At 76.2% G+C, this 26,818-nt stretch carries 3 protein-coding genes and 1 pseudogene; all 4 read right to left on the bottom strand.

Annotated elements, in window-relative coordinates; translation table 11 throughout:
- Positions 1 to 12 precede the first annotated feature (12 nt).
- The gene (locus ACLQ20_RS30635; RefSeq protein WP_425858297.1) at positions 13 to 10,860 is read right to left on the bottom strand and encodes a type I polyketide synthase; all 10,848 of its coding nucleotides are present in this window, start codon (positions 10,858 to 10,860) and stop codon (positions 13 to 15) included.
- A 22-nt stretch (positions 10,861 to 10,882) separates the two neighbouring features.
- The gene (locus ACLQ20_RS30630) at positions 10,883 to 21,247 is read right to left on the bottom strand and encodes an SDR family NAD(P)-dependent oxidoreductase (RefSeq protein WP_425858296.1); all 10,365 of its coding nucleotides are present in this window, start codon (positions 21,245 to 21,247) and stop codon (positions 10,883 to 10,885) included.
- 4 nt (positions 21,248 to 21,251) lie between these two features.
- A pseudogene (locus ACLQ20_RS30625) lies at positions 21,252 to 26,438 on the bottom strand (type I polyketide synthase); the annotation flags it as partial.
- Between the two features lie 51 nt (positions 26,439 to 26,489).
- On the bottom strand, positions 26,490 to 26,816 hold the full coding sequence (locus ACLQ20_RS30620; RefSeq protein WP_425858294.1) for a hypothetical protein: 327 nt from the start codon (positions 26,814 to 26,816) through the stop codon (positions 26,490 to 26,492).
- Positions 26,817 to 26,818: the final 2 nt, after the last annotated feature.

Below are 26,818 nucleotides of genomic sequence, written 5' to 3'. Positions count from 1 at the left end.
AGCGCGTCCGGTTCAGGCGGCGCCGAGTTCGTCGTCGATGAACCGCAACAGCTCGTCGGCGGAGGCGGTCTTCAGCACCAGGCCCACGTCCGGTCCGTCGGGTTCGGCGTCCACGTCGGACCTGCCACGCCAATTCGACATCACGGCGTGCAACCGATCGGTAATCCGTGCCTTGACTGCGTCCTCCAGACCCGCCGCACCGGCCTGGGCGAACGAGCGTTCCAGCCGGTCCAGCTCGGCCAACAGCCCCGCGGCCGGGTCCACCTCGGCCGGGGCCAGCCCGGCCAGCAGGTGGTCGGTGAGCGCCGCGGCGGTCGGGTGGTCGAACACCATGGTGGCGGAGAGCTTCAGGCCGGTGGCCGCCTTCAGCCGGTTGCGGAACTCGACCGCGGTGAGCGAGTCGAAGCCCAGCTCGGTGAACGGCCGGTCGGGGTCCACCGCGCTCGCGCCGGCGTGCCCGAGCACGGCGGCGGCCTGTGCCTTGACGAACTCCAACGCGGTGTGCCGTCGCTGCGGGCCGCTCTGGCTCGCCAGGTGGTCGCGCAGGGCGCCGGGCGACTGCGTCGCCTGTTCCACCGACCGTCGGGACGGGCCCCGCACCAGGCCACGCAGCAGCGCGGGCAGCAGGCCCGCCCGGCCCAGCTCGCGCAGCGCCGCCGGATCCATCGGCATCGGCACCAGCAGCGGCTCGTCGACCAGCTCCGCCGCGTCGTACAGCGCCATGCCCTGCTCCACCGACAGCTCCAGCAGGCCGACGCGGGCCATCCGGGCGCGGTCGTTGGCGTCGAGGTGCGCGGTCATCCCGCTCGCCTCGCTCCACAGGCCCCAGGCCAGCGAACGGGCGGGCAGCCCGGCCGCCCTGCGCCCCGCCACGAGCGCGTCCAGGAAGGTGTTCGCCGCCGCGTAGTTGCCCTGCCCGGGGCCGCCCATCGTGCCGGCCGCCGCGGAGAACACGACGAACTCGGCCAGCTCGGCGTCCAGGGTCAGCTCGTGCAGGTTGACCGCCGCGTCGACCTTGGGCCGCAGCACCGCGTCGACCTGCTCCGGGGTCAGCGCGGCGACCAGGCCGTCGTCGAGGACGCCCGCCGTGTGCACCACGGCGGTCAGCGGGTGCGCGGCGGGCACCCGGGCCAGGGTCTCGGCCAGCGCCGCGCGGTCCGCCGCGTCGCACGCCGCGACGGTGACCTCCGCGCCGTACGAGGTCAGCTCGGCCACCAGCTCGGCGGCCCCGGGGGCGTCCGGGCCACGACGGCTGGTCAGCAGGAGGTGCCGCACCCCGCGCCGGGTCACCAGGTGCCGTGCCAGCAGACCGCCGAGGGTGCCGGTGCCGCCCGTGACGAGCACCGTGCCGTCGGGGTCCCGCCGGGGCGGCGCGGTGAGCACGAGCTTGCCGACGTGCCGGGCCTTGGACATGAACCGGAACGCCTCCGGGGCGCGACGGATGTCGTACGGCCGCACCGGCAGCGGCGTGAGGTCGCCCGTCCCGAACAGGGCGACCACGTCGCGCAGGATCGCGCCGACCCGGTCCGGGTCGATGGCGAGCAGGTCGAACGCCTGGTAGGCGACGCCCGGGTGGTCGGCGGCGACCCGGTCCGGGTCCCGCACGTCGGTCTTGCCCATCTCGACGAACCGGCCGCCCGCGCGGAGCAGGCGCAGCGACGCGTCGACGAACTCCTTCGCCAGCGAGTCGATCACCACGTCGATGCCGGCCGCGCCGAAGCGCTCCTCGAACTCCAGGGTGCGGGAGTTGCCGATGTGCGTGTCCGGCAGCCCCATCGCGCGCAGCGCGTCCCACTTGCCGGTGCTGGCGGTGCCGTACACCTCCGCGCCGAGGTGCCGGGCGAGGCGGACCGCCGCCATGCCGACGCCACCTGCCGCGGCGTGCACCAGCACCCGCTCCCCCGGCTTGACCTGGGCGAGGTCGACAAGCGCGTAGTAGGCGGTGCAGAACGCGATCGGCGTCGACGCCGCCGTGGCGAACGACCAGCCCGACGGCACCGGCACGATCATCCGCGCGTCGGTGACCACCTCGGTGCCGAAGGCGCCGTAGAACAGGCCCATGACGCGGTCGCCGACCGCGACGCCGGTCACGTCCGGCCCGGTCTCGACGACCACGCCGGCGCCCTCGCCGCCCATCACGCCGCCGCCGGGGTACATGTCGAGGGCGATCAGCACGTCCCGGAAGTTCAGGCCGGCGGCCCGCATCGCGATGCGCACCTGGCCCGGCCCCAGCGGGCGCGGTTCCTCCGCCTCGGGCAGCAGCGCCAGGTTGTCCAGCGTGCCGCGTTCGGTGACGTCCAGCCGCCAGCGCTCGACCGGCGGCGCCGCCAGCGCGGGGCTGCTCGCCGCGCGGGCGAGCCGCGGGGCCAGCAGGACGCCGTCGCGGAGGGCGAGCTGCGGCTCGTCGGCCGCGACCGCCGCCGCGAGCGCCCGGTGCGGCTCGCGGTCGTCGACGTCGAGCAGGACGAAGCGGTCCGGGTGCTCGCTCTGGGCCGACCGGAGCAGGCCCCACACCGGCGAGCTGGGCAGGTCGGGGGCCGCCTCCTGTACGCTCACCGCGTCCCGGGTGACGACGACCAGCCGGGCGTCGGCGAACCGCTCGTCCGCGAGCCACTCGCGCAGCACCGCGAGGGTGTCGTGGACGACCCGGTGGGCCGCCCCGGCGGGGTCGTCGGCCGCGCCGGCCGCGCAGGGCAGCACGACCAGGGCGGGCGTCGGCGCGCCGTCGGCCATCCGGGCCCGCAGGGTCGCCAGGTCCGGGTAGGCGTCGGTAACGAGGCCGGCGTCCTGCGGCAGGGTGCACCCGCCGAGGGCCGCCCAGCGGGCGTCCGGCGCGGTCGCCGGCGCGGCGACCGGGGTCCACTCCAGGCGGAACAGGGCGTCGTGGTGCGTGCTCGGCTGCGCGGGGGCGCTGGCCTCCCGCAGCACCAGCGACTCGACCTCGGCGACCACGGTGTTGCTCTGGTCGGCGACGGTCACCGCGACCGTGTTCCGGCCGCGCGGACGCAGCCGGACGCGCAGCTCCGTCGCGCCGACGGCGTGCACGGAGACGCCGCTCCACTCGAACGGCAGCAGCGCCTCGGTGCCGCTGGTGACGAGCGCGAGCGGGTGCAGCGCGGCGTCGAGCAGCGCCGGGTGCAGGCCGTAACCGGCCGCCGTCCGGGCTGCCTCCGCCGGCAGGGCCACCTCGGCGAAGATCTCCTCGCCCTGCCGCCACACCCGGCGTACGCCCTGGAACGTCGGGCCGTACGTGAGACCGGCCGCGGCCAGGGTGTCGTACAGCTCGTCGGACGGGACCGGCTCGGCCGCCGGCGGCCACGCGGTGTCGAAGCCGCCCGCCGGCTCCCCGGGGGCGAGCAGGCCGACGCCGTTGCGCACCCACGGCGCCGCGTCGGTGGCGACCCCGTCCGGCCGGGAGTGGACGGTCAGCTGCCGCTGCCCGTTCTCGTCGGGCGCGCCGACGCGCAGCTGCACCTGGACCCCGCCCTTCTCGGGCAGCACCAGGGGCGCGGTCAGGGTCAGCTCCTCGACCCGGCCGCAGTCGACCTCGTCGCCAGCGCGGACCGCGAGATCCACGAGCGCGGTCCCGGGCACGAACACCTGCCCGCCGACCCGGTGGTCGGCCAGCCACGGGTGCGCGGCCACCGAGATGCGGCCGGTGAACAGCAGGCCGTCGGTGTCGGCCAGCGCGACCGCCGCGCCGAGCAGCGGGTGCTCGGTGGCGGCGAGCCCCAGCCCGGCGGCGTCGGCGATGGCCGTGCCGACGGCCGGCCAGTACCGCTCGTGCTCGAACGGGTAGCCGGGCAGCCGGACCCGGCGCGCGCCGTCCACCCCCCACGTGGGGTGCACGCCGTGCACGTGCGCCTCGCCGAGGGAGAGCAGGAAGCGCGCCAGTCCCCCCTCGTCGCGGCGCAGCGAGCCGACCACGGTGGCGGTGGCCCCCGCGTCGTCGATGACGTCCTGCACGCCGATGGTGAGCACGGGGTGCGGGCTGACCTCGACGATCGTGGTGACGCCCGCGTCGAGCAGGGCCCGGACGGCGGGCTCGTACCAGACGGTCTGGCGCAGGTTGCGGTACCAGTACCCGGCGTCCATCGCGACGTCGTCCAGCCACCGGTCGTCCACTGTCGAGTAGAGCGGCACCTCGGGCCGGCGGGGCTCCAGCCCGGCCAGGACGTCGCGCAGCTCCTCGTGCAGCTCCTCCACGTACGCCGAGTGCGACGCGTAGTCCACGTCGATGCGCTTGGCGCGCACGCCGTCGCGCTGGCACTCGGCCAGCAGCTCGTCGAGGGCGTCCAGCTCGCCGGCCGCCACCGTCGAGCGCGGCCCGTTGACGGTCGCCACGGTCACCCGGCCGTCGAAGCGCTCCAGCCGGTCGCGCACCTCGGCCACCGGCAGCGGCACGGAGACCATGCCGCCCTTGCCGGACAGGCGCAGCAGCGCCCGGCTGCGCAGGGCGACGACCCTGGCCGCGTCCGCCACGGAGAGCGCGCCCGCCACGCAGGCGGCGGCGATCTCGCCCTGGGAGTGCCCCACCACGGCGGCGGGCTCGACCCCGTGGGAGCGCCACAGCTCGGCCAGCGACACCATGACGGCGAACAGGACGGGCTGGACGACGTCCACCCGGTCCAGCTCCTCCCCCTGCCGCAGGACGGCCTCCAGGGACCAGTCGACGTGCGGCGCCAGCGCGGCCTCGCACTCGGCCATCCGGGCGGCGAAGACCGGGGCGGTGTCGAGCAGCTCCACGGCCATGCCGATCCACTGCGAGCCCTGCCCGGGGAAGGAGAACGCCACCTTCCCCGGCGTGCCGGCGGCGACCCCGGTGGCCAGGTTCGGCGCGGGCTCCCCCGCGGCGAGCGCGGCGAGGCCGGCGCGCAGCTCGTCGGCGCCGCCCACCACGACCGCGCGGCGCGGGTGGGTGGCCCGCAGCGACAGCGAGTACGCCAGGTCGCGGGGCGCCACCTCGGCCAGGAGCGGCTCGAGGTCGGCGGCCTGCCGGCGCAGCGCCCCGTCGGAGCGGGCGGAGAGCACGAGCGCGACCGGCCCGTCGTCGGGCGTCCGCTCGGCCTCGGGCGCCTCCGGTGCCTCCTCGATGACGAGGTGGGCGTTGGTGCCGCTGAACCCGAACGACGAGACGCCGCCGCGACGCGGTTGGCCGTTGCGGCCCCACGGCTGCGGTTCGGCGAGCAGCCGCACCCCGCCCGACCAGTCGACGTGCGCCGTCGGCTCGGCGACGTGCAGGGTCCGGGGCAGTTCGCCGTGCCGCAGCGCGAGCACCATCTTGATCACCCCGGCGACGCCGGCGGCGGCCTGGGTGTGCCCGATGTTCGACTTCACCGAGCCCAGCCAGAGCGGGCGCTCGGCGGCGCGGTCCCGGCCGTACGTGGCGAAGAGCGCGTCGACCTCGATGGGGTCGCCCAGCGTGGTGCCGGTGCCGTGCGCCTCGACGACGTCCACGTCGGCGGTGGAGAGCCCGGCGTCGGCCAGCGCCTGCCGGATGACCCGCTGCTGCGAGGGCCCGTTGGGGGCGGTCAGCCCGTTGGACGCGCCGTCCTGGTTGACCGCGGTCCCGCGTACCACGGCGAGGACCTCGTGGCCGGCGGCGAGCGCGTCGGAGAGCCGCTCCAGGACGACCACGCCGATGCCCTCGCCCCAGTTGGTGCCGTCCGCGCCGGCCGCGAACGCCTTGCAGCGCCCGTCCGGGGCGAGCCCGCGCATCCGGCTGAACTCCAGGAACGCGCCCGGCGTCGACATGGCGGTGACGCCGCCCGCGACCGCCATCGCGCACTCGCCAGAGCGCAGCGCCCGCACCGCCAGGTGCATCGCCACCAGCGACGACGAGCAGGCGGTGTCCACGGTCACGGCCGGGCCCTCCAGCCCCAGCACGTACGAGAGCCGACCGGAGAGGATGCTCGCGGCGTTGCCGGTGGCCATGAAGCCTTCCGCGCTCGCCCCGGCCGCCCCGGTGATCCGGGCGTAGTCGACGTTGTTGGCGCCGACGTACACGCCGGTCGCCGTGCCCCGCAGCCCGGTCGGGTCGATGCCGGCGTCCTCGAAGGCCGCCCAGGACGCCTCCAGCACCAGCCGCTGCTGCGGGTCCATGGCCTCCGCCTCGCGGGGGCTGATGCCGAAGAAGGCCGCGTCGAAGCCCGGCAGGTCGGCGAGGAAGCCGCCCTCGCGGACGTAGCTGGTCCCGGAGTGCTCCGGGTCGGGGTGGAACAGGCCGTCGAGGTCCCAGCCGCGGTCGGTGGGGAACGGGCCGATGCCGTCGCGCCCCTCGCGCAGCATCGCCCACAGCTCCTCGGGCGAGCTGACGCCCCCGGGGAAGCGGCAGCTCATGCCGACGATGGCGATCGGCTCGTCGGCGGCGACGGTGCCGACGACCACCTCGGGGCGACCGGTCTCCAGCAGGTGCTCGGCCAGCGCGACCGGGGTCGGGTAGTCGAAGGCGACGGCCGCGGAGAGCCGTACGCCGGTGGCCTCGACCATCCGGTTGCGGAACTCGACGGCGGTGACCGAGTCGAAGCCCAGTTCCTTGAACGCGGAGGCCGGCTCGACCGCCTCCGGGCCCGCGTAGCCGAGCGTGAGCGCGACCTGGGTGCGGACCAGCCCGACGACGTGGTCGAGGCGGTCCGCCTCGGGCAGGTCGGCGAGCCGGCGGGCGAAGTCCGACGAGGTGGAGGTCTCGGCCGGCTCCTCGTCGGCGACGGCCTCGGGGATGGTGTCGAAGAGCCGGCTCGGCCGCAGCGCGGTGAACGACGGCACGAAGGTGGCCCAGTCCACGTCGGCGAGCACGACGTCCGTGTCCCCGGCCGCCAGGGCCGTACGCATGGCGGCGACGGCCCGCTCCGGCGCCATCGGCGCCAGGCCCCGCTTGCGCAGCGAGGCCGAGATCTCGTCGTCCACCAGCGTGCTCTCGGCCCACGGTCCCCAGGCGAGGGCGGTGGCGACCTGCCCCCGGGCGCGCCGTGCCTCGGCGAGGGCGCACAGGTGCGCGTTGCCGGCGGCGTAGGCGGCCTGGCCGCCGCTGCCCCAGACCCCGGCCACGGAGGAGAAGAGCACGAACTCGTCGAGGTCGCGATCCGCGAAGATCGCGTCGAGGTGGGTGGCGCCGGCGACCTTGGCGGAGACGACGTCGGCGTACTCGGCGAGGTTCATGTCGACGATGCCGGTGAGCTGGGCCAGCCCCGCCACGTGCACGACGGCACGCACGTCGGGGTAGCCGTCGACGACCGCCGCCAGGGCAGCCCGGTCGGCCACGTCGCAGGCAACGACGTCGACCTGCGCGCCCAGTCCGCGCAGCTCGTCGAGCGCCTCGGCGGGGGCGGTGCCGCGCCGGCTCAGCAGCACGAGCCGCTCGGCGCCGTGGCGCGCGTACAGGCGGGCGGCCTCGATGCCGAGGGTGCCGGTGCCGCCGGTGATCAGCACGGTGCCGGACGTGCCGCGCCAGCGCGGGGCGCCGGTCGCCGGCGCGCGGTGCAGCCGGCGGACGAACACCCCGTCCGGGCGCACCGCGACCTGGTCCTCCCCGATGCCGGCGAGCACGCCGGCCAGCGCGGCGGCGGCGCGCCCGTCCAGCTCGGCGGGCAGGTCGACCAGGCCGCCCCAGGTGTCGGGCAGCTCCAGCGCGGCGACCCGGCCGAGGCCCCACACCTGCGACTGGGCCACGCCGGTCACCGGGTCGGCCGGGGAGGTGGCGACGGCCCCCCGGGTGAGGCACCACAGCCTGGCGCCCCGCCCGGCGAGCGCGCGGATCAGGTCGAGGGTGGCGGCGGCGCCCGCCGGGACGCCGGGGTGGCCGGTTAGGGACGCCTCGTCGAGCGCGAGGAGGGAGACCACGCCGGCCGGTTCCGCGTCGAGGTGGCCGGCCAGGTCCGCCGGGCCGGTGGTGACGACCGTGGCGCCGTGCGCGGTGAGCGCGTCGGCCACCGCTGCGCCCGCGTCGCCCGGCGCCGCCGGGTCGGCGACCACCAGCAGCCAGGTGCCGGTCAGCGCCGCCGGGGTGCCGCCGGGGCGGCGCTCCCAGCGGGCCTCGTAGCGCCAGCGGTCCAGCGCGGAGCGCTCCTGCCGTCCCCTGCGCCACGCGGAGAGCGCGGGCAGGACCGACGCCAGGGGCGCCTGCGGGTCCACGTCGAGAGTGGTGACCACCGTGTCGAGGTCACCGCTGTCCACCGCCGCCCACAGGCCGTCGTCGTCGGCCTGGCCGGAGCCGGCCGGGTCCACGCTGTCCTGCCAGAAACGCTCGTGCTGGAAGGGGTACGTCGGCAGGTCCACCCAGGACCGTCCGGACCGGCGGTAGAACGCCTCCGGGTCCAGCGCGACGCCCCGGGTCTCCAGCCGCGCCAGCGCCTCCACCAGGGCACTCGGCTCGTCGCGGTCCCGGCGCAGCACCGGCGCGGCCAGCACGTCGCCGTCCAGGCAGTCCGCCGCCATGGTGGCGAGCACCGAGTCCGGGCCCAGTTCGAGGAACGTCGTGGCGCCGGTCGCGGCGGCGGCGCGTACCGCGTCCGCGAAGCGTACGGTCGCGCGGACCTGCCCGACCCAGTAGTCGGGCGTCGCCAGCTCGTCGCCCGCGGGCGCGCCGGTGACCGTCGAGACCAGCGGGATCGTCGGCGGCGCGTACGAGATCGTCTCGGCCACCGCCCGGAACTGCGCGAGCATCGGGTCCATCAGCGGCGAGTGGAAGGCGTGCGACACGGTCAGCCGCCGGGTGCGGCGGTCGGCGAACCGCGCGGCCACCGCCGCCACCGCCTCCTCGGTGCCGGAGACGACCACCGAGTCCGGGCCGTTGACGGCGGCGATGTCGGCGTCCGCGCCGAGCAGCGGCGCGACCTCGTCCTCGGTGGCCTGTACGGCGAGCATCGCCCCGCCCGCCGGCAGCGCCTGCATCAGCCGGCCCCGGGCGGCGACCAGGCGGGCCGCGTCGGCGAGCGTGAACACCCCCGCGACGTGCGCGGCGGCCAGCTCGCCGATCGAGTGCCCGGCCAGGACCGAGGGGGTGACGCCCCACGACCGGACGAGCCGGTAGAGAGCCACCTCGACGGCGAACAGGGCGGGCTGGGTCCAGCCGGTCAGGTGCAGGTCCTCGGTGTCGAGGACGTCGCGCAGCGGCCGGTCCAGGTGCGGGTCCAGGGCGGCGCACACCTCGTCGAACGCCGCCGCGAACTCCGGGTACACCGCGTACAGCCCGCGGCCCATGCCGAGCCGCTGCGCGCCCTGCCCGGAGAAGAGCATCGCGACCCCGCCGTCGGCCACCCGGCCGCGGACCAGGTTGGCGGCCTGCTCGTCGCGGGCCAGGGCGCCCAGGCCGGCGGCCAGTTCCTCGGCGGTGCCGCCGAGCACCGCGGCCCGGTGCGCGAAGCGGGACCGGGTGGTGGCCAGGGCGTAACCCAGCTCGGCCGGTTCCACCTGCGACACCACGGCGGCGAGCCGCCGCGCCTGGTCCCGCAGCGCGTTGGTGTCGCGGGCGGTGAGCAGCAGCGACGTCACCGGCGCGGCGGCCGGCTCGGGCGCGGCGGCGGCGTCCGGCGCCTGCTCCACGATCACGTGGGCGTTGGTGCCGCTGAACCCGAACGACGAGACCGCGGCCCGGCGCGGCTGCCCGGTCTGCGGCCACTCGGTGGCGGCGGTCAGCAGCCGTACGTTGCCGGCCGTCCAGTCCACCTGGTCCGACGGCTGCTCGGCGTGCAGCGTCGCGGGCAGGACGCCGCGCCTGATCGCCTCCACCATCTTGATGACCCCGGCGACCCCGGCCGCGGCCTGGGTGTGGCCGATGTTCGACTTCACCGAGCCGAGCCAGAGCGGGTCCTCCCGGTCCTGGCCGTACGTGGCGAGCAGCGCCTGCGCCTCGATCGGGTCGCCCAGGGTGGTGCCGGTGCCGTGCCCCTCGACCACGTCGACCTGGCGCGTCGACAGGCCCGCGTCGACCAGCGCGGCCTCGATGACCCGCTGCTGCGACGGCCCGTTGGGCGCGGTCAGCCCGTTCGACGCGCCGTCCTGGTTGACCGCGGAGCCCCGTACGACCGCCAGGACGCGGTGGCCGTGCTCGATCGCGTCCGACAGCCGCTCGACCAGCAGCACGCCGGCACCCTCGGCGAACCCGGTGCCGTCGGCGTCCGCCGAGTACGAGCGGCACCGCCCGTCCGGTGACAGGCCACGCTGGCGGGAGAACTCGACGAACGTCAGCGGCGTCGCCATGACCGAGACGCCGCCGACGAGCGCGAGCGTGCAGTCGCCCCGGCGCAGCGCCTGGATCGCCAGGTGCAGCGCGACGAGCGACGACGAGCAGGCGGTGTCGACGGTGACCGCCGGCCCCTCCAGCCCCAGCGTGTAGGCGACCCGGCCGGAGACCACGCTGCCGGAGCTGTTGCTGCCCGCGTAGTCGTGGTACATCAGGCCGGTGAACACGCCGGTCGGGCTGCCGGCGAGCGAGGTGGGGTCGATGCCGGCGCGTTCCAGGGTCTCCCACGCGACCTCCAGCAGCAGCCGCTGCTGGGGGTCCAGGCCGACCGCCTCGCGGGGGCTGATGCCGAAGAACGTGGGGTCGAAGTCCGCCGCGTCGTACAGGAAACCGCCGCGCGAGGTGTACGAGGTGCCCTCCCGCTGCGACTGGGGGTCGTACAGCGACTCCAGGTCCCAGCCGCGGTCGGTCGGGAACGCGCCGGTGGCGTCGGTTCCGGACTCCACCAGCCGCCACAGGTCCTCGGGGCTCGTCACGCCGCCGGGGTAGCGGCAGGCCATGCCGACGATCGCGACCGGCTCGTGCGCGGACGCCTCCACCTCGTGCAGGCGCTGCCGGGTCTTCTGCAGGTCGACCGTGACCCGCTTCAGGTAGTCCCGGAGCTTGTCCTCGTTGGCCACTACGGTCGCCCTCCTCGCACTGTCATGAGATCCCCAGCTCGCTGTCGATGAGAGCGAAGACCTCGTCGTCGGTCGCGGAATCGATGTCGTTGCCGGTGGACGCCGGCTCGCCGCCCAGCTTCGAGAGCACGTCGCGCAGCCGCAGCGTCAGCCGGGTGCGGGACTGCTCGTCGACGTCCGACAGGACCGCCTCGAGGCGGTCGAGTTCGGCGAACGCGGCCAGCACCGCGTTGGTGTCGCCCGCCTCGCCGGAGAGTTCGGCCCGCAGGTACGCGGCGAGGGCCTTCGACGTGGGGTGGTCGAACACCAGCGTCGCGGGCAGTCGCAGCCCGGTCGCCGCGTTCACCCGGTTGCGCAGCTCGACCGCGGTGAGCGAGTCGAAGCCGAGCTCGTTGAACGGCCGGTCGGCGGCGACCGCGCCGGGGTCCGGGTAGGCCAGCACCCCCGCCACCTGGGTACGCACCAGGTCGAGCAGGATCGCCTCGGCCTCCTCGGCGTCCCGGCCGGCGAGCCGCTGCCGCAGCGCGTCGGCCGCTCCCGCGTCGGCGCCGGCCGTACGCCTGGCGGGCACCCGGACCAGCCCGCTCAGCACCGGTGGCACCATGCCCGCGACGGCGCGTTCCCGCAGGGCCCGGTGGTCGAGCTTGATGGGCGCCACCATGCCCCCGGTGTGCAGCGCCGCGTCGAAGAGCTCCAGCGCCTCCTCGACGGGGAGCGCGCCGACGCCGGAGCGCGACATGCGCCGCAGGTCGGCCTCGGTCAGCTGCTCCGCCATGCCCGCCTGCTCCCAGCGGCCCCAGGCCAGCGACACGGCCGGCAGGCCGTTCGCCCGCCGGTGCTGGGCGAGCGCGTCCAGATAGGCGTTGCCGGCGGCGTAGTTGCCCTGGCCGGGGCCGCCGAGCACCCCGGAGGCCGACGAGAACAGCACGAACGCGGTCAGGTCCCCGGTCAGCTCGTGCAGGTTCGTCGCGGCGTCGACCTTGGGCCGCAGCACCCGGTCGACCCGCTCAGGGGTGAGCGAGGAGATGACGGCGTCGTCGACGACGCCGGCCGTGTGCACCACCCCGCGCACCGGGTGCGCCGCCAGCAGCCCGGCGAGGGCGGCCCGGTCGGCGACGTCGCACGCGGCGACGGTGACCTCGGCCCCCAGTGCGACGAGTTCGTCGCGCAGCTCGGCCGCGCCCTCGGCGGCGGGGCCGCTGCGGCTGACCAGCAACAGCTCGCGTACGCCGTGCCGGGTGACCAGGTGCCGGGCGACGAGCCGGCCGAGCGCGCCGGTGGCGCCGGTGACCAGGACGGTCCCCTCGAACGCGGTCGCGGCGGTCTCGTCGGTGGCGCCGGCCCGCGCCAGGCGGGGCACCAGGACGTCGGCGCCGCGGACGGCGAGCTGCGGCTCGTCGGAGCCGAGCGCGGCCGACAGACCGGTCCCGGCGGCCCGGTCGTCGTCGACGTCGACCAGGACGAACCGGTCGCCGTGTTCGGACTGGGCGGAGCGGACCAGGCCCCAGGCCGCCGCCCCGGCGAGGTCGGTGACGTCGTCCTCGGGCCGGGTGGCCACCGCGCCACCGGTCAGGACGGCGAGGCGGGCGGCGGCGAACCGCTCGTCGGCGAGCCACTTCTGCGCCAGGGCGAGGATCTGGTGGGTGGCCGCACGGGCCCGCGCGTCCTCCGCTACGCCCCGGTCCGGGGCGCACCGCGCCACCACCACCTCGGGCACCGCGGCGCCGGCGTCGACGGCGACGGCGAGGGCCGCCAGGTCCGGGTACGCGGTCGCGTCGAGGCCGTCGATCCGCTCCCCGAGCACCGCGAGGGTGCGCGGCCGGGGCGTCCCGGTCAGCGGCGTCCAGTCCAGGCGCAGCAGCGACTCGTGCCGGTCGCGGCGCAGCGCCGCCAGCTGTTCGGGCGACACCGGGCGTACCGCCAGCGCCTCGACGGAGGCCACCGGGGCGCCGGTCGCGTCGGCCAGGGTGATGGCCGCCGTGCCGTCGCCCGGCACGATCCGGGCCCGCAGCCGGTCGGCGCCCGCCGCGTGCACGGTGAATCCGCGCCACGAGAACGGCAGCACCGGGTCGCCGTCGCCGGTCGACGCCACCGCGTGCAGGACGGCGTCCAGCAGCGCCGGGTGCAGGCCGAAGCGGCCGGCGTCGTCGTGGGCCTGCTCGGGCAGGGTGAGCTCCGCGAACACCTCGTCGCCGCGCCGCCACGCCGCGGTCAGGCCCTGGAAGACCGGGCCGTAGCGCAGGCCGCGCGCGAACAGGTCGTCGTAGGCCGTGGAGACGTCGACCGGCTCCGCGTCCGGCGGCCAGGCGCGCAGGTCGGCGCCGGCGGCCCCGGCCGGGGTCAGCCGGCCCACCGCGTGGGTGGTCCACCCGTCCCCGTCCTCGGTCCGCGAGTGGACGCCCACCTCCCGGCCGCCGTCCGACGCCGGTTCGCCCACCGTCACCCGCACCTGGACGCCGCCGGAGTCCGGCAGTACGAGCGGCGCCTCCAACGTCAGCTCCTCGACGCGCGGGCAGCCGACCTCGCGGCCGGTGTGGGCCGCCAGCTCGACCAGCGCCGCACCGGGCAGCAGCACCAGGTCCGCCACCGCGTGGTCGGCCAGCCACGGGTGGGTGGTCAGCGCGAGGCGGCCGGTGAAGACCGCGCCGCCGTCCGGCAGCTCGACCGCCGCGCCCAGCAGCGGGTGGTTCGCCCGCGTCTGGCCCAGCCCGCTCGCGTCGCCGGTGCCGGCCCCCGGCCGGGGCCAGTACGGCTGGTGCTGGAACGCGGACGTAGGCAGTTCGACGGTCCGCCCCGGCACCACCGAGGGCCAGTCGACGGGCGTGCCGCGCACCGCGAGCCGGGCGAGCGCGGTGGCCACGGTCTCGGGCTCGGCGCGGCCCTTGCGGCACGCCGGGATCCACTCGCCGTCGGCCACGTTGCGCCCGAGCGCGGTCAGCACCGCGTCGGGGCCGATCTCCAGGAAGGTGGTGGCCCCGGACGCGGCCAGCGTGGCGACCGCGTCGGCGTACCGGACCGGTTCGCGCACCTGCCGCACCCAGTGCTCGGCGTCCAGCGTGGTGGGCTCGCCCGTGACGGTCGAGACCAGCGCGACGGCCGGCTCCCGGCAGTCCACCTGGGCCACCACCGCGCGGTACTCGTCGAGCATGGGGTCCATCAGCGGCGAGTGGAACGCGTGCGACACGGTCAGCCGCCGCGCCCTGCGGCCCTTCCCCGACAGCTTCTCGGCCACGGCCAGGGTGGCGGTCTCGTCGCCGGAGAGCACCACCGACTCCGGCCCGTTCACGGCGGCGATCGCCACGGCGTCGGAGAGCAGCGGGACGACCTCGTCCTCGGTGGCACGTACCGCCACCATCGCGCCACCGGTCGGCAGCGCCTGCATCAGCCGGCCCCGCGCCGCGACGACCTTCGCGGCGTCGGCCAGCGACCAGACCCCCGCCACGTGCGCCGCCGCCAACTCACCGATCGAGTGCCCCGCCACGAAGTCCGGCCGCACCCCCCACGACTCGAACAACCGGAACAGCGCCACCTCCACCGCGAACAACGCCGGCTGCGCCCACCCCGTCTGATGCACCTCCTCGGAGCCCAACACCTCCCGCAACGGCCGCTCCAAGTGCCGGTCCAGTTCCCCGCACACCTCGTCGAACGCCGCCGCGAACGCGGGGAAGGCCATCAGCTCCGCCGTCATGCCGACCCGCTGCGACCCCTGACCGGTGAAGACCATGGCGAGCTTCCCGCCGTCGGCCGTGCCGGTCACCACCTCGTCGCCGAGCAGCACCGCGCGGTGCGCGAACCCGGCCCGCCCGGTGGCGAGGGTGTACGCGACGTCGACCGGGCGCAGCGTCGGGTCGGCGGCGACGTGGGCGCGCAGCCGCGGGATCTGCTCCCGCAGCCCCTCCTCGGTCCGCGCCGAGAGCAGCCACGGCGTGAACGGCACGGCCGGCTCGTCGGCCGGCGGCGCCGGGTCGGCCTGCTCCAGTACGACATGGGCGTTGGTGCCGCTGATGCCGAAGGACGACACGGCGGCCCGCAGCGGGCGGTCGGCGGCGGTGAGCGGGACGGACTCCGAGGCGACGCGTACCGCGCCGGCGGACCAGTCCACGTGCGGCGAGGGCTCGTCCACGTGCAGGGTCTGCGGGAGCACGCCGTGCCGCAGCGCCAGCACCATCTTCATGATGCCGGCGACCCCGGCGGCGGCCTGCGTGTGCCCGAGGTTCGACTTGACCGAACCGAGCAGCACGGGCGTGGCCCGGTCCTGGCCGTACGTGGCGAGGACGGCCTGCGCCTCGATCGGGTCGCCCAGGGTGGTGCCGGTGCCGTGCGCCTCGACCACGTCGACCTCGGACGGCGACAGCCGCGCGTCGGCCAGGGCGGCCCGGATCACCCGCTGCTGCGACGGCCCGTTGGGTGCGGTGAGCCCGTTGGAGGCGCCGTCGGAGTTGACGGCCGAGCCGCGCACCACGGCCAGTACGGGGTGCCCGTGGCGCCGGGCGTCGGAGAGCCGCTCGACCACCAGCACGCCGACGCCCTCGGAGAGCGACGTGCCGTCGGCCGCGCCCGCGAACGACTTGCACCGCCCGTCGGGGGCGAGGTTGCGCTGCCGGGAGAACTCCAGGAAGGTGCCCGGCGTCGACATCACCGACACGCCACCGGCGAGCGCGAGGGAGCACTCCCCGTTGCGCAGCGCGGAGATGGCGAGGTGCAGGGCGACCAGCGACGACGAGCAGGCGGTGTCGACGGTCATCGTCGGGCCCTCCAGCCCGAGCGTGTACGAGATCCGGCCGGAGATGACGCCGCCGGAGTTGCCGGTGGAGAGGAACCCGTCGACCGACTCGGCGGAGGCGCTCAGCACGGTGCCGTAGTCGTTGTACATGACGCCCGCGTACACCCCGGTCCGGCTGCCGCGCAGCCTGGTCGGGTCGATGCCGGCCCGCTCCAGCGCCTCCCACGAGGTCTCCAGCAGCAGCCGCTGCTGCGGGTCCATCGCCAGCGCCTCGCGCGGGGAGATGCCGAAGAAGCCGGGGTCGAAGTGGGCCGCGTCGTGGAGGAAGCCGCCCTGGTCGACGTAGCTGGTGCCCGACGTGTCCGGGTCGGGGTCGAAGAGCGCGTCGAGGTTCCATCCCCGGTTGCCGGGGAACGGCCCGATCGCGTCGCCGCCGCCGACCAGCAGCCGCCACAGGTCCTCGGGCGTACGCACGTCGCCGGGGAAGCGGCAGGCCATGCCGACGATCGCGACCGGCTCGTGGTCGTGCCGGGTCACGGCGACGTCCGCCGTCGCGGTCCGCCCGCCGGCCAACTGCGACACCAGGTAGCCGGCCAGCGCCTCCGGCGTCGGGTAGTCGAACACCAGGGTCGCCGGCAGCCGCAGCCCGGTCGCCACGCCGAGCTGGTTGCGCAGGTCGAGCGCGGTGAGCGAGTCGAAGCCCAGTTCCTTGAAGGGGCGTCCGGCCGGCAGCTTGTCCGCCCGGGCGTAGCCGAGGACGGACGCGACCCGGGTGAGCACCACCTCCAGCACGACCTCGGCCCAGCGCTCGCCGGGCACCTCGGCCAGCCGCTGGGCGAGGGAGGAGCCGCCCACCGCCCGGCGGGCCGGGGCGCGGACCAGGCCGCGCAGCAGCTCCGGCGGTTCCCGGTCGTCGCGGCCGAACGCGGCGAGGTCCACCGGCACCGGCGCGAGCAGCGCGTCGGCCGACCGGACCGCGGCGTCGAACAGGGCCAGGCCGTCCTTGCTGGACAGCTCGCTCATGCCGCTGCGCGCCATCCGGCCCAGCTGCGCGCCGCCCACGTCGGCGGTCATCTCGCTGCGCTCGGCCCACAGCCCCCAGGCGAGCGAGTGGGCGGGCAGTCCCGCGGCCCGGCGCCGCGCCGCGAGCGCGTCGAGCAGCGCATTCGCGGCGGCGTAGGCGCCCTGGCCGGGGCTGCCGAAGATGCCGGCGGCCGAGGAGAACAGCACGAAGGCGGTGACGTCCCCGGCCAGCTCGTGCAGGTGCCAGGCCGCGTCCACCTTGGGTCGCAGCACCGCGGCCAACTGGTCGGGGGTGAGCGTGGCGATGGTGGCGTCGCCCATCACGCCCGCCGTGTGCACGACGCCGGTGACCGGGTGGTCCGCCAGCAGCGCCGCGACCTGGTCGCGGTCGGCGACGTCGCACGCCAGCACCGTCACGGTCGCGCCCAGCTCGGCGAGTTCGTCGCGCAGTTCCTCCGCGCCGGCGGCGGCGAGGCCGCGGCGGCTGGTCAGCACGAGGTCGCGTACGCCGTGCCCGGTGACCAGGTGGCGGGCGACCAGCCCGCCCAGGGAGCCGGTGCCGCCGGTGACGAGCACCCGGCTGTCCGGGCCGAACACCGCCGGCCCGGCGACGTCCTGCTCGGGCACCCGGGCCAGGCGGGGCGCGCGCACCACGCCGTCGCGGACGGTGAGCACCGGCTCGCCCGTCGCCAGCGCCGCCGCCACCAGTTCGTCGGCGGTGTCGTCGGCCTCCAGCAGGACGATCCGCTCCGGGTTCTCCGCCTGCGCGGAGCGGACCAGGCCGTGCACCGCCGCGCCGGCGAGGTCGTCCGGGCGGGTCACCACGACGAGCCTGGTCTCGGCCTGGCGGGGATCGGCGAGCCACTGCTGGATCGTGCTCAGCGCGTACGCCGTGAGGTCGGGCACCGCGGCGATGCCGGGCGCGTCGGAGAAGCACGGCAGGAAGAGCGTGTCGGCGGCCACGTCGGCCAGCGCCACCGGCGGCGCGCCGAAGACCGCCGTGTCGCCCAGCGTCTGCCACGTGCCGCGCTCGCCCCGGCCGGCGGGCAGCGGCACGTGCTCCAGCCGGAACAGCGACTCGACGAAGCCGCTGCGTCCCTTGAGCGCCTGCGGGGCCACCGTGCGTACGGTGAGCGCCGCCACGGAGGCGACCGGGGCGCCCGTGTGGTCCGCGAGGAGCAGGGCCGCGCTGTCCGCCCCCGTCCTGGTGAGCCGGACGCGCAGGCTCGTCGCGCCGGCCCCGTGCAGCGTCACGCCGTTCCACGAGAACGGCAGCTTCGCCGCCCCGTCCCCGACGTCCGCGGCGAGCGCGTGCAGGGCGACGTCGAACAGCGCCGGGTGCAGGCCGAACCCGTCGACGTCGACGCCCTGCGGCAGGGCCACCTCGGCGTACGTCTCGTCGCCGCGCCGCCACGCGGCCCGCAGGCCCTGGAACACCGGGCCGTACCGCAGGCCGAGCCCGGCGAGCCGGTCGTACAGGTCGCCGAGGTCGACGGCCAGCGCGTCGGCGGGCGGCCACTCGGTGAGGTGCTCCCCCGCTGTCGCGGCGGCGGCGAGGACACCGGTGGCGTGCCGGGTCCACATGCCGATCCTCGCCTCGGTGTCGGTCTGCCCGTAGACGCCGAGCGCGCGGCGGCCGTGCTCGTCCGGTGCCTCGACGGTGAGCCGCAGGGCCACCCCGCCGTGTGCCGGCACGACGAGCGGGGCGGTGATGACGAGTTCCTCGACGGCCGGGCAGCCGACCTCGTCGCCGGCGCGGACGGCCAGTTCGACAAGCGCCGTGCCGGGCAGCAGGACGGTGTCCAGGACGGCGTGGTCGGCCAGCCACGGGTGCGTCTCCAGGCTGATCCGGCCGGCGAGCACGACGAGGTCCCGTTCCGGGACGGTGAGCGCGGCGCCGAGCAGCGGGTGGCCGACGACGTCGATGCCGAGGCCGCGGGCGTCCACGGCGGACGCCGCCGCGAGCTGCCAGTACCGCTGGTGCTGGAACGCGTACGTCGGCAGCGGGGCCGGGACGCCGCGGGTGTGCGGGGACCAGTCGACGGCGACCCCGCGCACGTACGCCTCGGCCAGGGAGAGCAGGAAGCGCGACAGGCCGCCCTCGTCGCGCCGCAGCGAGCCGACGAGCGCGGCCGGGGCGTCGGCGCGGTCCAGGATCTCGCGTACCCCCATGCCGAGCACGGGGTGGGGGCTGATCTCCACGAGGACGTCGTGCCCGTCGGCGAGCAGGCGGTCGATGGCGTCCTCGAACCGGACCGTGCCGCGCAGGTTCGCGTACCAGTAGTCGGCGTCGAGGGTCGCGGTGTCGACGACCTCGCCGGTGAGCGTGGAGTACAGCGGCACGTCGGCGCTTCGCGGCCGGACGTCGGCGAGGACGTGCAGCAGCTCGTCCCGGATGGTCTCGACCTGCGCGGAGTGCGAGGCGTAGTCCACGGGGATCATCCGCATCCGCACGCCGTCGGCCTCGCACGCGGCCAGCAGCTCGGCGAGGGCGTCGGGCTCGCCGGAGACGACGGTGGCGGCGGGACCGTTGACCGCCGCGACGGAGATCCGCTCGCCCCACCGGGCGAGCAGCGCCTCCACGTCCGCCCGGGGCGCCGCCACCGAGGCCATGCCGCCGCGACCGGCGAGGCCGGCGGCGATCGCCCGGCTGCGCAGCGCGACCACGCGGGCGCCGTCGTCGAGGGTGAGCGCGCCGGCGACGACGGCGGCGGCGATTTCGCCCTGCGAGTGCCCCACCACGGCGGCGGGCCGCACGCCGTACGAGCGCCACAGCGCCGCGAGCGACACCATCACGGCGAACAGCACGGGCTGCACCACGTCCACCCGGTCGAGCGACGGCGCGCCGGGCACGCCCCGGACGACGTCCAGCAGCGACCAGTCGGTGAACGCGTCGACGGCCCGCGCGCACTCGTCCATCCGGTCCGCGAACACCTCGGCGGTGTCCATCAGCTCGACGGCCATGCCCGCCCACTGCGAGCCCTGGCCGGGGAACATGAAGACGACCCGGGGCTCGTCGCCCAGCACGGCGCCGGTGGCGACGGTCGGCCCGGGTTCGTCCGCCGCGACGGCGGCCAGGCCGGCCCGCAGCTCGGCGGGGTCCGCGCCGACCACGACCGCCCGGTGCTCGAACCGGGCGCGGGTCGCCAGGGCGGCGGCGACGTCGGCCGGGGCGGCGGGGTGCAGGTCGAGGTGGGCTGCCAGCCGGGCCGCCTGCTCGCGCCGGGCCTCGGGCGTACGGCCGGACACCACCCAGGGCACCGGCCCGGTCGCCGCCACGGTGGGCTGCGCGGCCTCCGGCGCGGGCGGCTCCTCGATGATCACGTGGGCGTTGGTGCCGCTCACGCCGAACGACGAGACGCCGGCGCGGGCCGGCTCCGCGCCCCGGGGCCAGGCGACGGCCTCGGTCAGCAGGTCGACCGAGCCCTCGGTCCAGTCGACCTGGTCGCTGGGGGCGTCCACGTGCAGCGTCTTCGGCAGCAGCCGGTGCCGCATGGCGAGCACCATCTTGATGATGCCGCCGACGCCGGCGGCGGCCTGGGTGTGACCGATGTTGGACTTGACCGAGCCGAGCCACAGCGGCCGGTCCCGGTCCTGGCCGTAGGTGGCGAGGATGGCCTGCGCCTCGATCGGGTCGCCCAGGGTGGTGCCGGTGCCGTGCGCCTCGACCACGTCGATCTGGTTGGCCGACAGCCGCGCGTTGGCCAGCGCCGCCTGGATGACCCGCTGCTGCGCCGGCCCGTTCGGGGCGGTCAGGCCGTTGGAGGCGCCGTCCTGGTTGACCGCCGTCCCGCGGACGACGCCGAGCACCTGGTGCCCGTTGCGCCGGGCGTCGGAGAGCCGCTCCACGATCAGCATGCCGACGCCCTCGGCGAAGCCGGTGCCGTCGGCGGCGGCGGCGAAGGACTTGCACCGGCCGTCCGGCGACAGCCCGCGCTGCTTGGAGAACGCGACGTAGGTCTCCGGGGTCGCCATCACGGTGACCCCGCCGGCGAGCGCGAGCGAGCACTCGCCGTTGCGCAGGGCCTGCACGGCCAGGTGCAGGGCCACCAGCGACGACGAGCACGCGGTGTCGACGGTGACGGCGGGCCCCTCCAGCCCGAAGGTGTACGCCACCCGGCCGGAGGCGATCGCGCCGGTGGCGTTGTTCTCCGCGTAGTCGTGGTACATCATCCCGGCGAAGACGCCCGTGTCGCTGCCGCGCAGCCCGGTCGGGTCGATGCCGGCGTTCTCGAGGGCCTCCCACGAGGTCTCCAGCAGCAGCCGCTGCTGCGGGTCCATCGTCAACGCCTCGCGCGGGCTGATCCCGAAGAACTCCGGGTCGAACTGGGCCGCGTCGTGCAGGAAGCCGCCCTCGCGGGTGTACGACCGCCCCGGCGTGCCGGGCGTGGGGTCGTAGAGTTCCGCGACGTTCCAGCCGCGGTCGGTGGGGAAGCCGGTGATGCCGTCCCCGCCGGCGGCGACGAGGTCCCACAGGTCGTCGGGGTTCCGCACCCCACCCGGGTAGCGGCAGGCCATGCCGACGATGGCGATCGGCTCGCGCAGCGTCGAGTTGAGCTTGCGGTTCTGCTCCCGCAGCCACTCGTTCTCCTTGAGCGAGGCCCGCAGCGCGGTGACGAGCTTCTCCTCCGAGTTGGCCATGTGGTCAGCTCCCCGCTTCCGTCGTCGCTTCACCGAGGTCGGCGAGCGCCATGCTGATCAGTGCGTCGGCGTCCATGTCGTCGATGGATCCGCTGGGTGCGGCGTCCGGCTCGGCGGCGGCGACCCGGACGCCGCCCAGTTCGAGCAGGCTGTCCATCAGGCCGGCGTCCCGGAGCCGGCTGAGGGGGATGGCGAGCAGGATGCGGCGGACCTCGTCCTCCGGCAGCCCGCCGTCGCTGCCGGTGTCGGGGACGAGCCGCTCGTACAGCAGCTCCGCGACCGCGCGGGTGTTGGGCCGGTCGAAGGTCAGGGTGGCGGGCAACCGCAGGCCGGTCGCGGCGTTGAGCTGGTTGCGCAGTTCCAGCGCGGCGAGCGAGTCGAAGCCCAGCTCGGTGAAGGCGCGACCGGGGTCGACGGCGTCGGGGTCGCGGTGCCCGAGCACCGTCGCGACGTTCGTGCGGACCAGGTCCAGCAGCAGGTCCGCGCACTCCGGTCCGGACCGGCCGGCCAGGCGCGCGGCGAGGCCGTCGCCGGTGGAGGCCGCCCGCCGGGTCCGGGGGCGGACCAGGCCGCGGTAGAGCGGACCGTCGACCACACCGAGGTCGAGCCCGATGGGTACGAGGACCGGCGCGGCGCAGGTGAGCGCGGCGTCGAAGAGGCGCAGGCCCTCGTCGACCGGCAGGGCGCGTACGCCCGCCTGGGCCAGCCGCTGCCGCTCCGCGCCGGTCAGCTCGCCCGCCATCCCCCCGTCCCACATGCCCCACGCCAGGGACTGCCCGCTCAGGCCGGCCGCCCGGCGTCGCACGACAAGCGCGTCGAGGAACGCGTTCGCGGCGGAGTACGCCGCCTGGCCCACGTTGCCGAACACGCCCGCCGCCGACGAGAACACCACGAACGCCGACAGGGGCGTCCCGGCCGTCACCTCGTGCAGGTGCCACGCCGCGTCCACCTTCGGCGCCAGCACCCGGTCGAGGCGCTCCGGCGACAACGACGCCAGCAGACCGTCGTCCACCACGCCGGCGACGTGCACGACCGCCGACAGGTCGCAGCCGGCGACCAGCTTCGCCACCGCGTCCCGGTCGGCCACGTCGCAGGCCGCCCAGCGCACCGACGCGCCCGACGCGGTCAGCTCCGCCGCCAGCTCCTCGGCGCCCGGGGCGCTCGCGCCACGGCGGGACACCAGCAGCAGGTCGCGCACCCCGTGCACCGCCACCACGTGCCGGGCCACCACCGCGCCCAACGCGCCGGACGCGCCGGAGACCAGCACCGTCCCGGCGCCGAGGTCCGTGGCGACGGGGTCGGCGGTGGCCGCCCGGGCCAGCCGGGCGGCGTACGGGACGCCGTCGCGGACCACGAGCTGCGGCTCGTCGTCGGCCAGCAGCACGTCGCCGTCGACCAGGACGACGCGGTCGGGGTGCTCGGCCTGGACCGAGCGGACGAACCCCCAGACGGCGGCGCCCGCGAGGTCGGTGACGTCCTCGCCGGGCAGGGCCACCGCGCCGCGGGTACGCACGACGATGCGGGAGCCGGCGGGTTCGGCCAGCCAGGACGTGAGCTCGTCGAGGACGCGGTGCAGCGCGGCGCGGACGCCGGCCGGGGTGTCCGCCGGGGCGGAGGCGGGCGGGAACGTGGTCGTGTCGAGCAGCCGTACGTCCCCGTCCTGCCTTGGGGCTGCCGGCACGGGGGTCCAGGTCAGCTCGTACAGCGAGTCGTGGTGGGTCGGGCGGGCGTCGAGCGCGCCGACCGGCCGGGTCTCCAGCCTGCCCACCGACACCACGGGGGCGCCGGTGCCGTCGGTCGCGGTGATCGCCCAGCCGGAGTCGACGGGGGCGATGCGGACCCGCAGGGCGGTGGCGTTCGTGGCGTGCAGCACGACCTGCTGCCACGAGAACGGGAGCACGGTGTTGCCCGTGCCGGCGGGGTCGGCCAGCAGCGGGGCGTGCAGCGCGGCGTCCAGCAGGGCGGGGTGCAGCGCGAACCGCTCGTCCGCCTCGGGGAGGGTGACCTCGGCGAACAGTTCGTCGCCGCGTTCCCAGACCGCCGTGACGCCACGGAACGCCCGCCCGTACTCGTAGCCGGAGTCGGCGAGCCGGTCGTAGGCGTCGGTCAGGTCGACCGGCCGGGCGTCGGCGGGGGGCCACTCGGTCACGGTGTCGGGCGCGGTGACCGCTTCCGCGGCGACGAGTCCGGTGGCGTGCGCCGTCCAGCTCTCGGTGTGCTCGCCGCGCGAGTGGATCTCGACGGTGCGGCGGCCCTCCCCGTCCGGCTCGCCGACGCGCAACCGCAGTTGCACCGCGCCGTCGGCGGGCAGGACCAGCGGGGCCACCGTGGTCAGCTCCTCCAGCACCGGGCAGCCGACCGCGTCCGCGGCGTGCACCGCGAGTTCGACGAGCGCCGCGCCGGGAACGAGCACGACGCCCGCGACGACGTGGTCGGCGAGCCACGGGTGGGTGCCGGTCGACAGCCGGCCGGTGTAGACGACGCCGTCGAAGTCGGGCAGCGCGACGGCCGCGCCGAGCAGGGGGTGCTCGGTGTCGGCGAGCCCGAGCCGGCTCGCCGCCCCGGTCGCGGCGGCGTTCTCCGCCCAGTACCGCTGGCGCTCGAAGGGGTACGTCGGCAGCTCCGTGGTCCGGGCGCCGGCGAAGAACGTGGGCCAGTCGACCGGGACGCCGCGGGTGTGGAGTGCGGCGACGGCCCTGGTGAGCGTGTGCGTCTCGGGTTGTCCTCGGCGGGTGGTGGCGATGGCGGTGGCGTCGCCGGTGGCGGCGGCCGTGGCGAGGACGGTGTCGGGGCCGATCTCGAGGAAGGTGTCGACGTGGTGGGTGGTGGTGAGGGTGGTGACGGCGTCGTGGAAGCGGACGGCCTGGCGGACCTGGTCGACCCAGTGGTCGGCGGTGGGCCGCAGTGGTTGGCCGTCGACGGTGGAGACGAGGGGGATGCGGGGTTCGTGGTGGGTGACGGACGCGGCGACGGCCCGGTAGTCGTCGAGTATGGGGTCCATCAGGTGGGAGTGGAAGGCGTGCGAGACGGTGAGGCGCTTCGTGCGGTGGCCCTGGGCGGCGAGTGCCTCGGCGGCGGCGCGGGTGGCGGCCTCGTCGCCGGAGATGACGACGTTGGTGCCGGTGTTGACGGCGGCGATGCCGACGGTGCCGGTGAGGTGGGGGGTGACCTGTTCCTCGGTGGCCTCGACGGCGATCATGGCGCCGCCGGCGGGGAGGGCCTGCATGAGGCGGGCGCGGGCGGCGACGAGGGTGGCGGCGTCGGTGAGGTCGAGGATGCCGGCGATGTGGGCGGCGGCGAGTTCGCCGATGGAGTGTCCGGCGACGGCGTGGGGGTGGACGCCCCAGGATTCGAGGAGTCGGTGCAGGGCGACCTCGAAGGCGAACAGGGCGGGCTGGGTGTAGCCGGTCTGGTGCAGCTCGTCGGTGTCGATGACCTCGCGTAGGGGCCGGTCGAGGTGCTTGTCGAGGGCGGCGCAGGCTTCGTCGAAGGCGGTGGCGAAGACGGGGTACGCGGCGGCGAGTTCGGCGCCCATGCCCGGCCGCTGCGCCCCCTGCCCGGTGAACAGGAAGGCGAGCCGCCCGCCCGTGCCGGCGGGGGTCGGCTGCACGCCGGCCTCCAGCGCGCGTACCAGCTCCGCGAGGTCGCGGCCCACCACCGCGGCGCGGTGCTCGAACGCGGTGCGCCCGACGGCCAGCGTGAACCCGACGGCCAGGGCGAACCCGGCGTCCTCGGGATCGCGGCCCGCCACCGCGCCGGCCAGGCGCGCGGCCTGCGCCCGTACCGCCTCCGGCGTCCGTCCGGAGAGGACCCAGGGGATCACCGGCGGTTCGGCCGCGGCGACCGGCTCGGGGGCCTCCGCCGGCTCGGGCTCCTCCAGCACCACGTGCGCGTTGGTGCCGCTGATGCCGAACGACGACACGGCGGCACGACGCGGGCGGTCGCCGGCGGGCCACGCCACCGGCTCGGTCAGCAGCGACACCGCCCCCGCCGACCAGTCGACCTTCGGGGACGGCTCGTCGACGTGCAGGGTGCGCGGCAGCAGCCCGTGCCGCAGCGCGCCCACCATCTTGATCAGCCCGGCGACGCCGGCCGCGGCCTGGGTGTGACCGATGTTCGACTTGATCGAGCCCAGCCAGAGCGGCCGGTCCCGGTCCCGCCCGTAGGTGGCCAGGATCGCCTGCGCCTCGATCGGGTCGCCCAGGACGGTGCCCGTGCCGTGCGCCTCGACCACGTCGACCTGGCTCGCCGACAGCCGCGCGTTGGCCAGCGCGGCCCGGATCACCCGCTGCTGCGCCGGCCCGTTCGGGGCGGTCAGGCCGTTCGAGGCCCCGTCGGAGTTGACGGCCGTGCCCCGGACCACCGCCAGCACGCGGTGGCCGTTGCGCCGCGCGTCCGACAGCCGCTCCAGCACGAGCACGCCGACGCCCTCGGACCAGCCGGTCCCGTCGGCGGCGGCGGCGAAGGACTTGCAGCGGCCGTCCGGCGACAGCCCGCGCTGCCGGGAGAACTCGATGAACGTCTCCGGGGTCGCCATCACGGTCACGCCGCCGGCCAGCGCCAGCGTGCACTCGCCGTTGCGCAGCGCCTGCCCGGCGAGGTGCAGGGCTACCAGGGAAGACGAGCAGGCGGTGTCGACGGTGACCGCCGGCCCCTCCAGCCCGAACGTGTACGCCACCCGGCCCGAGGCGATCGAGCCCGTGGAGCTGTTGCCCGTGTAGTCGTGGTACATCATCCCGGCGAACACGCCGGTGGCACTGCCCCGCAGCCCCACCGGGTCGATGCCCGCGTTCTCCAACGCCTCCCACGAGGTCTCCAGCAGCAGCCGCTGCTGCGGGTCCGTGGTCAACGCCTCGCGCGGGCTGATCCCGAAGAACTCGGCGTCGAAGTCCGCGGCGTCGGGCAGGAAGCCACCCTCGCGGGTGTACGACCGGCCCGGCGTGCCTGGGGTCGGGTCGTACAGCTCCCCCACGTTCCAGCCCCGGTCCGTGGGGAAGCCGCCGATCCCGTCGCGTCCGGCGGCGACCAGGTCCCACAGGTCCTCCGGCGTACGCACGCCCCCCGGATACCGGCACGCCATGCCGACGATCGCGATGGGCTCGTGCGCGGCCTCCTCCGCGTCACGCAGCTTCCGCCGCGTCTCGCGCAGCTCCGCTGTCGTCCGCCTGAGGTAGTCGAGCAGCTTTTCCTCGTTGTCGGGCATCGACGTCACTCCAAGGGCGGACCGGTGGGGGATCGTGTGCTAGAGCGGGATGTGCCCGTGCGCGCCGCGCCGCCGGACGGGGCCGGCGGCGAGCGCGGACACGGGACGGGCCCGGGTGTCCTCCGGGCGGACGGCCTCGTCGACCAGGCCGAGGTCGGGTGCGCGGCCGGGGCCGCCCATGACCCGCGCGTGGTCTGCGACGCCCCGTGCCACGAGTTCGCGGCGTCCGGTCCCGCCGGGCGCCGCGATCGTCGTGCGGTGGATGGCGACGACCTCGGCGAGGGCGTCGAGCAGCGTGGCGCCGCGCCGCCGCGCCGGCCGGGGCAGCCGGTGCAGGGGGGCGCGGCATTCGCGCTCGGTGGTCATCG

The sequence above is a fragment of the Micromonospora sp. DT46 genome (assembly GCF_049841735.1).
In the GTDB taxonomy this organism is placed as follows: domain Bacteria; phylum Actinomycetota; class Actinomycetes; order Mycobacteriales; family Micromonosporaceae; genus Micromonospora; species Micromonospora reichwaldensis.
Note: the sequence above shows the minus strand (reverse complement) of the source record. Positions and strands in the feature narration are given on the sequence as shown.

Bases quoted from the DNA above. Each gene is read 5' to 3' on its own strand.
- ACLQ20_RS30630 (WP_425858296.1), bottom strand. From the start codon at position 21,247: ATGGCCAACTCGGAGGAGAAGCTCGTCACCGCGCTGCGGGCCTCGCTC.
- ACLQ20_RS30620 (WP_425858294.1), bottom strand. From the start codon at position 26,816: ATGACCACCGAGCGCGAATGCCGCGCCCCCCTGCACCGGCTGCCCCGG.